Origin of the sequence: Paenarthrobacter sp. NPDC092416, assembly GCF_044755025.1 — a bacterium.
Taxonomy (GTDB): domain Bacteria; phylum Actinomycetota; class Actinomycetes; order Actinomycetales; family Micrococcaceae; genus Arthrobacter.
This window is the reverse complement of sequence record NZ_JBIVQG010000007.1, coordinates 194927-208005: the sequence shown is the minus strand read 5'-3', so window position 1 is coordinate 208005 and position 13079 is coordinate 194927. Positions and strand designations below refer to the sequence as shown.

The 13079-nt window shown below is 61.6% G+C and carries 12 protein-coding genes; 3 read left to right on the top strand and 9 right to left on the bottom strand.

Features of this window, described 5'->3' with window-relative positions:
• Window positions 1–96: 96 nt before the first annotated feature.
• Genes era through ACIQC5_RS14910 form a run of 4 tightly spaced genes read right to left on the bottom strand, consistent with a single transcriptional unit; the run spans window position 97 to window position 3923 of the window.
• Window positions 97–1059: a GTPase Era gene (gene era / locus ACIQC5_RS14925; protein WP_400283722.1), complete on the bottom strand. Its 963-nt coding sequence runs from the start codon at window positions 1057–1059 to the stop codon at window positions 97–99.
• The gene (locus ACIQC5_RS14920; protein ID WP_400283719.1) at window positions 1043–2374 is read right to left on the bottom strand and encodes a hemolysin family protein; all 1332 of its coding nucleotides are present in this window, start codon (window positions 2372–2374) and stop codon (window positions 1043–1045) included. The genes era and ACIQC5_RS14920 overlap by 17 nt, the downstream gene beginning before the upstream one ends.
• Entirely contained in the window at window positions 2371–2844 is a 474-nt protein-coding gene (ybeY, locus tag ACIQC5_RS14915; RefSeq protein ID WP_400283716.1) for an rRNA maturation RNase YbeY, read from the bottom strand. Before ybeY ends, ACIQC5_RS14920 begins: the two co-directional genes overlap by 4 nt.
• Window positions 2841–3923, bottom strand: a complete 1083-nt coding sequence (locus ACIQC5_RS14910) for a PhoH family protein (RefSeq protein ID WP_400283713.1) — start codon at window positions 3921–3923, stop codon at window positions 2841–2843. Before ACIQC5_RS14910 ends, ybeY begins: the two co-directional genes overlap by 4 nt.
• A 417-nt stretch (window positions 3924–4340) precedes the next feature.
• Between ACIQC5_RS14910 and ACIQC5_RS14905 the strand changes: the two genes are divergently transcribed.
• Window positions 4341–5213 (top strand): GerMN domain-containing protein, encoded by an 873-nt coding sequence (locus tag ACIQC5_RS14905; protein ID WP_400283893.1) that lies wholly within the window; start codon window positions 4341–4343, stop codon window positions 5211–5213.
• Between the two features lie 31 nt (window positions 5214–5244).
• Here the strand turns inward: ACIQC5_RS14905 and ACIQC5_RS14900 are convergent, their stop codons facing one another.
• The 3 genes from ACIQC5_RS14900 to hrcA are packed head-to-tail and all read right to left on the bottom strand — an operon-like array spanning window position 5245 to window position 8198.
• Complete coding sequence (locus ACIQC5_RS14900; RefSeq protein ID WP_400283711.1) at window positions 5245–6009, bottom strand: 16S rRNA (uracil(1498)-N(3))-methyltransferase; 765 nt, start codon at window positions 6007–6009, stop codon at window positions 5245–5247.
• 2 nt (window positions 6010–6011) lie between these two features.
• On the bottom strand, window positions 6012–7139 hold the full coding sequence (dnaJ, locus tag ACIQC5_RS14895; RefSeq protein ID WP_400283708.1) for a molecular chaperone DnaJ: 1128 nt from the start codon (window positions 7137–7139) through the stop codon (window positions 6012–6014).
• Window positions 7140–7190: 51 nt separating this feature from the next.
• Entirely contained in the window at window positions 7191–8198 is a 1008-nt protein-coding gene (gene hrcA, locus ACIQC5_RS14890; protein WP_400283705.1) for a heat-inducible transcriptional repressor HrcA, read from the bottom strand.
• 217 nt (window positions 8199–8415) lie between these two features.
• Between hrcA and ACIQC5_RS14885 the strand changes: the two genes are divergently transcribed.
• Both ACIQC5_RS14885 and ACIQC5_RS14880 read left to right on the top strand, forming a co-directional pair.
• A complete protein-coding gene (locus tag ACIQC5_RS14885; RefSeq protein WP_400283702.1) occupies window positions 8416–9267 on the top strand; it encodes a DUF3097 domain-containing protein in 852 nt (283 codons plus the stop codon).
• A 115-nt stretch (window positions 9268–9382) separates the two neighbouring features.
• A complete protein-coding gene (locus ACIQC5_RS14880) occupies window positions 9383–9796 on the top strand; it encodes a DUF4870 domain-containing protein (protein ID WP_400283700.1) in 414 nt (137 codons plus the stop codon).
• A gap of 18 nt (window positions 9797–9814) precedes the next feature.
• Here ACIQC5_RS14880 and hemW read toward each other — a convergent pair whose 3' ends face one another.
• Together hemW and lepA are read right to left on the bottom strand one after the other, a co-directional pair.
• On the bottom strand, window positions 9815–11044 hold the full coding sequence (hemW, locus tag ACIQC5_RS14875; RefSeq protein WP_400283697.1) for a radical SAM family heme chaperone HemW: 1230 nt from the start codon (window positions 11042–11044) through the stop codon (window positions 9815–9817).
• A 36-nt stretch (window positions 11045–11080) separates the two neighbouring features.
• The gene (gene lepA, locus ACIQC5_RS14870) at window positions 11081–12934 is read right to left on the bottom strand and encodes a translation elongation factor 4 (protein WP_400283694.1); all 1854 of its coding nucleotides are present in this window, start codon (window positions 12932–12934) and stop codon (window positions 11081–11083) included.
• Window positions 12935–13079 lie beyond the last annotated feature (145 nt).

Genomic DNA, 13079 nt, shown 5'->3' with positions numbered 1-13079 from the left:
TTACCTTTCGTCAAACACGTGGATTCCGGCAATCATAGTGGCCGATTCTGGGAAGTTCCTTATCGACTCCATCCATGCCGGCCCCCATGACGCCGGTCAGAAGCCCAGCTTGACCAGCTGCTTGGGGTCCCGCTGCCAGTCCTTGGCAACCTTGACGTGCAGGTCAAGGTAGATCCTGGTGCCCAGCAACGTCTCGATGCCCTTGCGTGCATTGGTGCCAACTTCACGCAAGCGGCTGCCACCCTTGCCGATGATGATGGCCTTCTGCGACGGCCGCTCAACGTAGAGGTTAACCCGGACGTCCAACAAAGGGTTGTCCTCGGTGCGGCCTTCACGGGGAACAATTTCCTCCACCACGACTGCCAGTGAGTGCGGAAGTTCATCGCGGACGCCTTCCAAAGCGGCTTCGCGGATGAGCTCGGCGATCATGACGGCCTCTGGCTCGTCAGTCAACTCGCCGTCCGGGTACAGAGGCGGCGACGACGGCATGTGCCCGATGAGGACATCGGCAACAGTACTGACCTGGAACCCGTCAGCGGCCGAAACGGGAACGATATCTGCCCATCCCTGCTCCCCCAGGACTTCCCTGCCCAAAGCCGCGACTGCGAGCAACTGCTCGGTGAGGGCCTGGCGGTCAACCAGGTCCGTCTTGGTCACGATCGCCACAATGGGCTTGCGTCCCACGGCTGCCAACTGCGCTGCAATGTATTTGTCGCCCGGACCGATTTTTTCGTTGGCCGGAAGGCAGAACCCGATCGCGTCGACTTCGGACAAGGTGTCCGCGACGAGATCGTTGAGCCGCTTGCCCAGCAGCGTTCGCGGACGGTGCAGGCCCGGCGTGTCCACCAGGATCAACTGGGCGTCCTCGCGGTGCACGATGCCACGGATGGTGTGACGCGTGGTCTGCGGTTTCGCCGACGTGATGGCCACCTTTTGGCCCACCAAGGCGTTGGTCAGCGTGGACTTTCCGGCGTTCGGCCGGCCAACGAGGACCGAGAATCCGGCGTGGAAGCCACCGTAAGCGTCATCGGCGTCGAACTTCTTATTTTGCTTGCTCACGTGGAACTCCCTGTTGCGTTGTGTCGGCCTCGTCGAGAAGGTCTTCAAGGTCAGTGTCTTCCTTTGGCATGGCTGCCGCAATGATGTGGCTGACCCGGTTTCGGCGACCCTCCAGCCTATCGGCCTTCAGGGACACGCCGTTCACTTCCACGGAGCTTCCCACGATGGGGACCTGTCCGAGTGCCTTGGCAAGCAGCCCACCAACGGTGTCCACCTCGTCGTCTTCCAAGTCAACATCGAACAATTCGCCCAAGTCATCAATGCTCATGCGGGCGCTCACGCGGAAAGTGCCATCGCCAAGATCCACGGCTTCTTCCGCAGCGGCGTCGTACTCATCGACAATCTCACCCACGATTTCCTCTATGAGGTCCTCAAGGGTCACCAGCCCTGCCGTGCCGCCATACTCGTCGATGACAATCGCAACGTGAGTGGATTCCTGCTGCAATTCCTTCAGGAGATCGCTGACCGGCTTGGATTCCGGAACGTAGCGGACTTCACGGGCGAGGGAATCGACGTCGTGTGGCTGAAGACCTGCCTCGCCGCGATGCATGGCGGCAGCGACGTCCTTCAGGTAGAGGATTCCGCGGATCTGGTCTGTGTTCTCACCGATCACCGGAATCCGCGAGTACCCGGAACGCAGGAAGAGCCCCATGGCAGCTTCCAAATCCGAGCCCGTTCCGATGCTGACGATGTCCGTGCGGGGAACCATCACGGACCGCACCAACGTATCTCCGAAGTCGAACACGGAATGGATGAGCTCGGCCTCGTTGTCCTCGATCATGTCCGATTCCGCGGCGCGGTCTACGAACTCGCGGAACTCTTCCTCGCTGACGAAGGCATCATCGCCGCCCGGGGCACCGGGCGCCACAAGAGTGCCGAGCGAGACCAGCCACGCAGGGATCGGCCCCAGAATCCAGCAAAGAAACCTGATCAACGGAGCCGTGAACCGCACCACCGGACCCGAGTGGGCGCGTCCCAACTGCCGGGGCGAGACGCCAACAAGCACGAAGCCAATGACGGCCATAATGCCAGTCGCCGCAAGGCCCGCGAGCCAGACGTTGTCCAGCAGGTTATGAAGAAAAACTGCGACGGCGACTGCCGCAGCCATCTCGAACCAAACCCTCCAAAAGCGCAAGGCACGCATGTGGGCCACGGGGTTTCGAAGGATACTACCCAAGGCCTTTCCCTTGCTCCGGACTACCGATTGCTCGGCTTCGTGCCGGGGCAGGAAATTGAAAGCAGCCTCGGCTGCGGTCAGCAGGGCGACGAAGCTCAGAAAGACAAACGCCATGCCGACCAAAATGATCGAGGTCACTGCATGGTCTCCATGGGGGCGTCTTTGCCCAGGAATTCAGACAGCAGTTCCCGCTGCAAACCGAACATCTCTTCTTTTTCCTCAGGTTCGGCATGGTCGAAACCGAGCAGGTGGAGAATGCCGTGCGTGGTCAGCAGCAACATTTCATCCTGTGTGGCGTGACCGGCGTTCCGGGCCTGCACCTCGGCAACCTGCGGGCAAATCGCGATATCGCCCAGCATTCCTTGCGGTGTGGGCTTGTCCGGTGTGCCCGGTGTGAGCTCGTCCATGGGAACCGACAGAACGTCAGTCGCTCCGGGCTCATCCATCAGTTCGATGTGGAGCTTTTCCATGGCGGGTTCATCCACCAGGAGAATGGACAACTCTGCCTGGGGATGGATGTACAGGCGTTCGAAGATGAAGCGGGACAGGGTCACCAGTTGCGCTTCATCCACCACGACGCCGGACTCGTTGTTGACTTCAATGCTCATTTACGTTCTCCGCGTTTGTGATTTGAACCGGCAACATCCGTCCGGTGGGCGTCGTCCCACTTGCTGTAAGCAGAGACGATGTCGGCGACCAAGCGATGGCGGACGACGTCCGCGGCGTCGAGAATCGAGAAGTTGACGTCGTCAATTCCGCTGAGGATCTCGCGCACGATCCTCAGGCCCGAGGTTGCACCAAAAGGCAGGTCGATCTGGGTCACGTCGCCGGTGACCACCATCTTGGAGCCAAAACCCAAGCGGGTCAGGAACATCTTCATCTGCTCCGGCGTAGTGTTTTGTGCCTCGTCCAGGATGATGAAAGCGTCGTTCAGCGTACGCCCACGCATGTAGGCCAAGGGTGCTACTTCAATGGTTCCAGCTGCCATCAGCCTCGGGATGGACTCTGGGTCCATCATGTCGTGCAAGGCGTCGTAGAGCGGCCGCAGGTACGGGTCGATCTTGTCGCTCAGGGTGCCCGGGAGGAAACCAAGCCGCTCCCCTGCTTCGACGGCCGGGCGGGTCAGGATGATCCGGCTGACTTCCTTCAATTGAAGCGCCTGGACGGCCTTGGCCATGGCCAGGTAGGTCTTTCCTGTTCCTGCGGGTCCAATTCCGAAGATCACAGTGTTTGCGTCGATTGCGTCGACGTAATTCTTCTGGTTCAACGTCTTGGGGCGAATGGTCCGACCCCGGCTGGAAAGAATGTTGTGCGTCAGTACATCTACCGGGTTTTGGGCGGACTGCGTCCTCAACAGGGAGACCAGCTGTTGGAGGACCTCGGGAGTCACCACAGTTCCCTTGGCCACCAGACCGCGGACTTCCTCAAGCAGCCGCATGATGCGTGGGATGACTATGGACGGACCGGTCATGGACAGTTCATTGCCGCGCGCGTGGAAGTTGACCTCCGGGAACTGTTCCTCGATGTAGCGCAGCGCCTCATCATGGCTGCCCAATGAGTGAACCATCTGATCGGAATTGTCGAACGTAACGATTTCCGTGCGCGTGCCCGGTAAGGTGTGCGGGAACTCTGTGGGGGCCGGGTTACCGTTTCCGGTCCTCAGCCGCCCGTTCAGGGATTCAGTCATAGTGCTGGCCGTGTGGCCTGTTCTCCTCCGGTTCGTGACCTTTAGTCCATCGTTTCGACATACGTCCTGGACAATCTCGCCGGGACGCGTGCCGGATTGCCTTCAATCCTACGCCAGCCCGACGCGCCCGGCCCTGCATCTGCTGTCGTCCTTCGGGGAGGCGTCATCGTCCTTGGCATTTTGTCTCAACTCGGCATCAGGCCGATATCAATCCTGTTGCAGTTGGGGCCAGTTTCCCGAAAGGCAACCGCCCGCCGTCGAGGGTGTGCCAAGCTGGCTTAACGGGTGAAAAACGACCCCGTGTAACAGGGCTGGCGGCCACGGCCGTCCCCGAGGCAAGGAAACAGGATCGCGCAGTCAGCAGGTAAGCAGAAGGGCGTGCGGACGCGGACTAAATCCGTCGTCGCAGCGCCTGCGATGCTTGCTGTCCTCTTGCTGACAGGTTGCATCGCCAATGGCGCCCCCAATCAGACGGCCGTAAGCACGCCGGCCGTCACCGTCCAGGAGGCCCCCGCCAGTAATGCGCCGCTGGAGACCACCCAAGCGTCGACCAAGATCCCGGTCTACTGGATCGGACGGAGCAAGGAAGACGTCTACCTCTACCGCGAATTCCGTGATATCTCGGGTGATGGGAACCCTGTCACCACTGCTCTCCGGATCATGATGGCCGAGAAGCCGCTGGATCACGATTTCTTTACTCCGTGGCAAGAGCCCGGAAACCTGGCAACATCAATCTCCGGCAAGAACGTGATCACGGTGGACATTTCCCGCGACGCTTTCAACTCCAACCTGGATGCCGGCATGGCTCAGCGTGCGGTCCAGCAGCTCGTGTACACAGCCACTGCGGCCGCTTCATCCTCAGGATTGATCAACTCCGGCCAGCAGATCCAGGTGGTCATCCTGGTTGACGGCCATACCGACTACATGGCGTTCGGCCAAGTCCGTTTAGGCCAGCCCATGGCCAGGGATGCCTCGCTGGTTGCCCCGTTGTGGATCATCGATCCACAAGAAGACGTCTCCCTTCCCGCTGGTGCGGTCAAGTTCAATGGGCGCAGCACTGACAGTTCCAAGGCGGTCAGCTGGCAAATCCTTCGCGACAACGGCAGCGGCGAAAAGACAAGCCTCCTCAACGGGCAGACCAAAGCGACCGGCGAACCTGGCCAGTTGGGTGTCTTCACCTTCAGCGCGACACTGAAGGCCGGCAAGTATGAATTGCGCGTCACCCAGCTGGACGAATCAGGCGACACCAACCAAACCAACATTGACACCAGGCTGTTCAGCGTCCGCTAAGCTGCGGCTGCCGTGCTGAGGTTCGACGCCCCTACCAGCGGCCCAGTACATCGCTGGCGAGAACGACGGCGGCTGGTCCCGCCGTCGACGACCGCAACACATGGTGCCCCAACAGTGCTGTCACGGCCCCAGCATCGCTGAAACGGGTCACCTCGCGTGGCGAGATTCCACCCTCGGGTCCGACGATCAGAAGGACCTCACGGGCGCTGCCGCTGGCGTCCAGGATCTGTTGCTGCAGTACGGCGCGCAAAGGATTCTTGGCATCCTCATGAAGGATGATCGCCAGATCCGCGCCTTCTACAGCCTTGGCCAACCCGGCGGAATCCACCATCGGCCGAACCTCCGGAACCCAAGCCCTGCGCGCCTGCTTGGCTGCCGCTGCTACCACGGACTGCCACTTGGCGTGCGCCTTGGCCGCGCGGTCAGCCTTCCAGCGAACAATCGAGCGCTCGGACTGCCATGGAACGACGGCATCAATTCCCAGTTCCGTGGCTGTTTCGATGGCGAGTTCGTCCCTGTCGCCTTTGGCCAGCGCCTGGACCAACACCAAGCGGACAGCCGGCTGATCTTCGAAGACCACCTCGGATGCAGTTACCGACAGGGCTCCTGCGCCTGCCTCGGACACAGTGCCCGTCAGCCGGGTGCCCGCACCGTCGGCGATGTCAACGGACTCACCGACCGAAAGCCGTTTCACCGTAACAGCGTGCCTGGCTTCAGGGCCGTCGAGGACGAAGACCGAGCCGGCCACAACGCCGTCCAGGCTCCCGGCCGGCGTAAAGAATACTGGGTTGCTCACCGCTACAGGTTACCGAGCTTGTCCCGGAGCTTGGCGAACATTCCGCCACTGGCCACGAGCTTGCCTTCCGTGAACTGCTCCCCGCGCAGCTTGGCGAGTTGCTGCAACAACTCTTCCTGGGCCGGATCCAGCTTGCTGGGCGTTTCAACATGGAGGTGGACCTTGAGATCGCCTCGACCGTAGCCACGGAGATGGTTCACGCCCAGCCCGCGCAGGGTAATAATTTCACCTGACTGCGTGCCGGCCTTCACGTCGATCTCCTGTGGCCCGTCGAACGTCTCAAGCTTCAGCTCGGTACCAAGCGCTGCGGCAGTCATGGGAACACTCAGTGTGGCGTGGAGGTCGTCGCCCTCGCGCATGTACATCGAATCGTTGTTGACCCGAATCTCAACGTAGAGGTCACCGGCAGGACCGCCGGCAGGACCTGCTTCGCCTTGACCTGACAGCTGGATGCGCGTCCCGGTTGCAACGCCGGCAGGGACCTTGATAGTCAGGGAGCGGCGGCTACGGATACGGCCCTGGCCGCTGCATTCGTTGCAAGGGTCCTTGATGACGGTACCGAAGCCTTCGCAGGAGCCACAGGGTGCCGTGGTCATGACCTGGCCAAGAATGGAGCGGACCGCCCTCTGGACCTGTCCGCTGCCGCCACAAATATCACAGCGTTCCGGGTGCGTGCCCGGGCGGCAGCAGCTGCCGTCACAGCTGGGGCAGATGACCGCCGTGTCCACTTCAAGCTTCTTGTTGACGCCGAACACGGCATCCTTGAGGTCGATCCGTACGCTGATAAGGGCGTCCTGGCCTCGGCGCACCCGGGATGCCGGACCTGCATGGCCGCCGCCTCCGCCGAAGAAGGTATCGAAGATGTCCTGGAAGGCAAAGCCCTGGCCCGAGTAGCCGCCACCGAAGCCGTTGTCCGTGCCGTTCTCGTTACCCGTGGCGTCGTACACGCGACGCTTCTGGGGGTCGGACAGCACTTCGTAGGCGTGCGTCACGGCCTTGAACTGCTCCGCGACGTCTTCGCCGGGGTTAACATCCGGGTGAAGTTTCCGCGCCAGCTTGCGGTACGCCTTTTTGATCTCTTCGCCGGTGGCTTCCGGTGAGACTCCCAAAACGTCATAGTGGCTGCTCAAAGTCGGTATCTCTTCCTGGTTGTACTGCGGTTGTTTCCTCGGGGTGACTGTTCAGCCGCCGAGAATTCGTGAAAGGTAGCGGGCCACGGCGCGCACGGCGGCCATGGTGGTGGGGTAATCCATGCGGGTAGGGCCAAGAATGCCTACTTTGGCTCCCGAGCCGTAGCCGGTTGCCACCACGGACGCTTCGGCTAATCCGTCGTAGGGATTCTCGCGGCCAATACTGACCGTCACGCCGCGCGGATCGTCACCCATATCGGACAACAAACGAAGCATGACAACTTGTTCCTCAAGTGCCTCGAGTACCGGACCGATGCTCAGTGGGAAGTCCACATTGGAGCGAGCCAGGTTGGCTGTTCCGGCCATGAGGATCCGTTCCTCGCGGCTGCTGTCACAGAGGGCCTGCAGACCATGCGCCAGGGTCTGCGCCAAGCCGCGGAGCTCCGGCGGGCAGAGTGCTACCACCGATGGCAACACCTGGGGCAGCAGAGCCAACTGTGTCCCCGCGATGCTGCCCAGGAACCGGGCCCGCAACAGCATGAGGGCCTCGTTGCTGACGTCAGTGCCGGCGTCGAGGACTTTCTGCTCAACGTTGCCCGTGTCAGCGATCAGTACAACCAGCACCTGCTTGGGGGCCAGCAGGACGAATTCAACGTGCCGTACCAGGGCGCGGTTGGAGTGTGGGTACTGCACGACGGCGACCTGGTTGGTCAGCTGCGACAAGAGCCTGACGGTTCGCTCCAGGATGTCGTCAACATCATCAGGTCCTTCGAGGAGGGAGTGGATGGCCCGGCGTTCCGCGGCCGACAATGGCTTGACCTGCGAAATACGGTCCACGAACAGTCGGTAGCCCTTGTCCGTGGGAATCCGGCCGGCACTGGTATGCGGAGCGGCAATCAGGCCCTCTTCCTCGAGGACAGCCATGTCGTTCCTGATGGTGGCGCTCGACACGCCCAGATGGTGACGCTCCACAAGGGCTTTGGAGCCTACTGGCTCACGTGAGTGGACGTAGTCCTCAACGATGGCGCGCAGCACTTCGAGCTTGCGTGGCTCACTCATGGCAACACCTCCTGACGACTGCCCGATCCCAATGGCTGTGCACTGATGGACCTGCTTCCAAAGACTTCACTTAGCACTCAACATGCCCAAGTGCTAACAAGTCTAGTATGAGCCAGACCGTTGTTAGCATTGAAACCGCCCGCGGGAGAGTTCTCCGGCGGGGCCGGACGCGTCTGCGTTCCGGCGGGAATTCCTAGTGCGAAATGGTGTGAAGTCCTTGGCTTTCGACAATTGGGGACCCCAGGATCTGACGGCTCCTGCCAAACGCCAACTCCCGGAGGTTCCTGTCCAACGAGGCATGGTCCTGGAGGACGTCCAGTCCGGTTGGGTGGGCGAAGTGGTCCGTGTCGAGAAGTCCGGCGGCATGCACATCGTTGCCTTGGAGGACCGGCGGGGAAAGATCAAGTCATTCCAGCTCGGCTTTGGCTTCCTTCTGGAGGGGCAGGCCATCCGGCTGATGCCCCCGGCGCCCAGACCCGCAACTTCCCCGGTTCAAGCCGGTCGCACCGCTTCAGGCTCTGTCCGCCTTCAGGGCCAGCGCGCCCAGGTGGCCAAGGCGAGTCGGATCTGGGTAGAAGGCAAGCACGACGCCGAACTCGTCGAGAAAGTTTGGGGTGATGACCTCCGGGTGGAGGGCATTGTCGTCGAACCACTGCACGGCGTGGATGACCTCAAGGCCGCGATCACCGAGTTCTCGCCCGGACCGGACCGTCGTCTGGGAATTCTGGTGGATCACTTGGTTCAAGGGTCCAAGGAATCCCGGATTGCAGCTGACGCCATGACCGTGCCGGGAGCTTCCGGAAACGTCCTGATCGTGGGACACCCTTACATTGACGTCTGGCAAGCCATCAGGCCCAAGGTCCTGGGCATCGAAGAGTGGCCCGAGATACCGCGCGGGATGGATTGGAAAACCGGAATCCTCAAGGCCTTCGGATGGCCGCACCAAACTGCCGAGGACGTAGGCCTTGGCTGGCAAAAACTGCTCGGTGCAGTTCGCAGCTACTCAGATCTGGAAGCATCGCTGCTTGGCAGAGTGGAAGAAGTCATCGACTTTCTCACCGTCCCCTGAAACCCCCTACGCGGATCCTTCGCGCCACAGCGGGGCGTTGGTCTCCGGAAGCGGCCTTGACCCAGTATTCTGGGACAGCAACACCGCAGCATCTTTACAGCAAAGGGAAGACACCGTGGCAGAGAACGCTCCTGAAGAACCGGGCAGCGCCGCAGGCCAGCCCCAGTACCATGGCGCGCCTGCCAACGCACTCCCACTCACCGCCAGCGAGGACCGCCAATGGGCCACACTCGCCCATTTCGGCGGCATTTTGGGCTGCCTTCCATCGCTCCTGATCTATTTGATCTTCCGCGACCGCGGGCCGTTCACAGCTCAGGAATCCAAGGAAGCACTCAACTTCACCTTGCCGCCCACCATCGCCGCCGTAGTGGCCAACCTTTTGGTGATGGTTCCAGTTGTCGGCAACATCTTCGCGGTAATCGCTACGGCTATCTGGGTTGCACTGACGTGCTTCTCGGTCTCCGCGGGAATTCGGGTAAACCATGGCCAGCCGCACAGGTACCGGGTCAACCTTCGCTGGATCAAGTAGCCCCCACCGGCCATAGCCTCAGTCCGGCAGGATCCTTCTGACCACAGCGTCCGCGAGCAGCCGGCCCTTCAAGGTGAGAACCAAGCGTCCCTTGAAGGCGGCTGCCGGGTCCACCAGCTGGTCCGCGATGAGTCCAGCCATGGCGTGCCGGCCAACCTTATCCAAGGCATCCACTGACAGTCCCGTCCCAAGCCGCGCCTCAAGCATGATGCGCTCCACTTCCCGGGTATCGGCGTCGAGCGTTTCCCGGCCAGCGGCCGGCGATGTCCCTGAAGCCAACCGTGATGCGTAGGCTGTGGGGTGCTTGACGTTCCACCATCGGACACCGCCAACGTGCGAATGGGCGCCAGGACCGATACCCCACCAGTCGTCTCCCCGCCAATAAGCCAGGTTGTGCCTGCACGCTTGCTGGGGGGTCCTGGACCAGTTGCTGACCTCGTACCATTCCAGACCGGCGGCTGAAATCAGCTGGTCGGCGAGCTCGTACTTGGCCGCGTGGTCGTCGTCGTCAATTCCGGGGACTTCTCCCCGCCTGATCTGCGCGGCCAGTTTGGTGCCCTCTTCCACGATCAGGGCGTACGCGCTGATGTGGTCGGGCTCATACGACAAAGCGGTCTCGAGGGATACTTGCCAATCGTCCATGGACTCCCCCGGCGTACCGTAGATGAGGTCCAGGCTGACGGCGAGTCCCGCCTCCCGCGCCCACTTCACTACTTGGGGCACACGGCTGGGGGTGTGGGTGCGATCCAACACTTTGAGAACATGCGGCACGGCCGACTGCATTCCGAAGGACACCCGCGTAAATCCGGCGTCGGCCAGCAGCTGCAAGGATTCACGCGTGACGGAGTCAGGGTTTGCCTCGGTGGTGACCTCAGCGCCTGGTTCCAATCCCCAATGCCCCACTGCGGCATGCAGTATCCGGACAAGATCTTCGGCAGGCAGCAACGTAGGCGTGCCACCGCCAAAGAAGACTGTACTCAGTGGCCTCCGAGGCACGTTGGAAGCGTCCAGTGCCGCAGCCGCAAAGTCCACTTCCGCCACAGCGGTAGCGGCGTAGGCATCCTGGGACGCACCGCCGCCGAGCTCTTTGGCGGTATAGGTGTTGAAGTCGCAGTACCCGCAGCGCACGGCGCAGAAGGGGATGTGCACGTAGAGCCCGAACTTGCGCTGTTCGACGCCGGCAAGCGCCTGCGGGGGCAGCACGCCGTCGGCCGGTGCCGGGTCACCAAGAGGAAGGACGCTAGGCATTCATACCGCCCAGCGTCCGTTCCGAAAGAGATACCACTACTTCTTGGCCTTGTCCTTGGACTCGTCAGTGGTCAGTGCGGCAATAAACGCTTCCTGGGGAACCTCGACGCGGCCCACCATCTTCATGCGCTTCTTACCTTCCTTCTGCTTTTCGAGCAGCTTGCGCTTACGGGTGATGTCACCGCCGTAGCACTTGGCCAGGACGTCCTTGCGGATAGCCCGGATGCTTTCACGGGCGATGATGCGGGAACCGATCGCAGCCTGGATCGGCACTTCGAACTGCTGGCGCGGGATCAATTCGCGGAGCTTTCCGGTCATCATGACACCGTAGGCGTAGGCCTTGTCGCGGTGGGTGATGGCACTGAAGGCATCCACTTGCTCGCCCTGGAGCATGATGTCCACCTTGACCAGATCGGCAACCTGTTCGCCGTCCGCCTTCCAGTCCAGTGAGCCATAACCGCGCGTCTTGGATTTGAGGATGTCGAAGAAGTCGAACACAATCTCGGCCAGGGGCAGGCGGTACCTGATTTCCACCCGGTCCTCGGAGAGGTAGTCCATGCCACCCATGACACCGCGGCGGCTCTGGCAAAGCTCCATGATGGCGCCTACGAACTCGTTCGGTGCCAGGATGGTGGCGGACACCATAGGCTCGCGAACCTCGGAGATCTTGCCAGTGGGGTACTCGCTCGGGTTGGTCACGTGGACCACGCGCTTGTCTTCCAGCGTTACCTCGTACTCCACGTTGGGGGCTGTGGAGATGAGGTCCAGGTTGTATTCGCGTTCCAGGCGCTCACGGGTGATTTCGAGGTGCAGCAAACCCAGGAAGCCAACGCGGAACCCGAATCCCAGCGCTGCGGACGTCTCGGGCTCGTAGACCAAAGCGGCATCGTTAAGCATCAGCTTCTCCAGTGCATCGCGGAGCACGGGATAGTCCGTGCCGTCCAGCGGATACAGACCGGAGAAGACCATCGGCTTGGCGTCTGCGTAGCCGCTCAACGATTCCGACGCCGGCTTGGCCAGGTTGGTGACCGTGTCGCCAACCTTGGACTGGCGGACGTCCTTCACACCGGTGATCAGGTAGCCGACCTCGCCCACTCCCAAGCCCTTGGAAGGTGTGGGCTCCGGAGAGCTGACGCCGATTTCCAGGAGTTCGTGAGTTGCGCGGGTGGACATCATCTGGATCCGCTCGCGCGGGTGCAGCATGCCGTCCACGACGCGAACGTACGTGACCACGCCGCGGTACGTGTCATAGACGGAGTCGAAGATCATGGCGCGTGCCGGTGCATTGGCATCGCCCACTGGAGCCGGCAGGTCGCGGACGATCTTGTCCAGCAGCGCTTCGACGCCAGCACCGGTCTTACCCGAGACGCGCAAGACGTCCTCGGGATCGCCTCCAATGAGGTTGGCCAGCTCTGCGGCATACTTTTCAGGCTGCGCAGCAGGGAGGTCGATCTTGTTCAGCACGGGGATGATCGTGAGGTTGTTTTCCATCGCCAAGTAGAGGTTGGCAAGGGTCTGGGCCTCAATACCCTGCGCAGCGTCGACAAGGAGGATCGCGCCTTCGCAGGCAGCGAGGGACCGCGAGACTTCGTAAGTGAAGTCAACGTGACCCGGAGTATCGATCATGTTAAGGGCGTAGCTGGTGCCGTCGAGTTCCCACGGCATGCGCACTGCCTGGGACTTGATGGTGATGCCGCGCTCACGTTCGATATCCATACGGTCCAGATACTGGGCCTTCATGTCGCGTGATTGAACGACGCCGGTGTACTGCAGCATGCGGTCGGCCAGGGTGGACTTACCGTGGTCGATGTGGGCAATGATGCAGAAGTTCCGGATGATGGCCGGATCTGTTGCGGCGGGCACCGGTGCGGTGCGGGCCATGGGAGACACGCAGGATCCTAACTGTCGACACTCACACGGCAATCCTGCCGACTGGCTATAGCCAACCGGATCATGCCGCGCACTGATCCTCTAGTCTCCCATGAACCTGCGCTTCGCCGTACATTGGCTGCTCACCCGGAGGACATGCCGCGGA

What these genes read in the sequence shown, in the direction of transcription:
- ybeY (WP_400283716.1), bottom strand. Translation starts at nt 2,844, where the DNA reads ATGAGCATTGAAGTCAACAACGAGTCCGGCGTCGTGGTGGATGAAGCG.
- ACIQC5_RS14910 (WP_400283713.1), bottom strand. Translation starts at nt 3,923, where the DNA reads ATGACTGAATCCCTGAACGGGCGGCTGAGGACCGGAAACGGTAACCCG.
- ACIQC5_RS14905 (WP_400283893.1), top strand. Translation starts at nt 4,341, where the DNA reads ATGCTTGCTGTCCTCTTGCTGACAGGTTGCATCGCCAATGGCGCCCCC.
- hrcA (WP_400283705.1), bottom strand. Translation starts at nt 8,198, where the DNA reads ATGAGTGAGCCACGCAAGCTCGAAGTGCTGCGCGCCATCGTTGAGGAC.
- hemW (WP_400283697.1), bottom strand. Translation starts at nt 11,044, where the DNA reads ATGCCTAGCGTCCTTCCTCTTGGTGACCCGGCACCGGCCGACGGCGTG.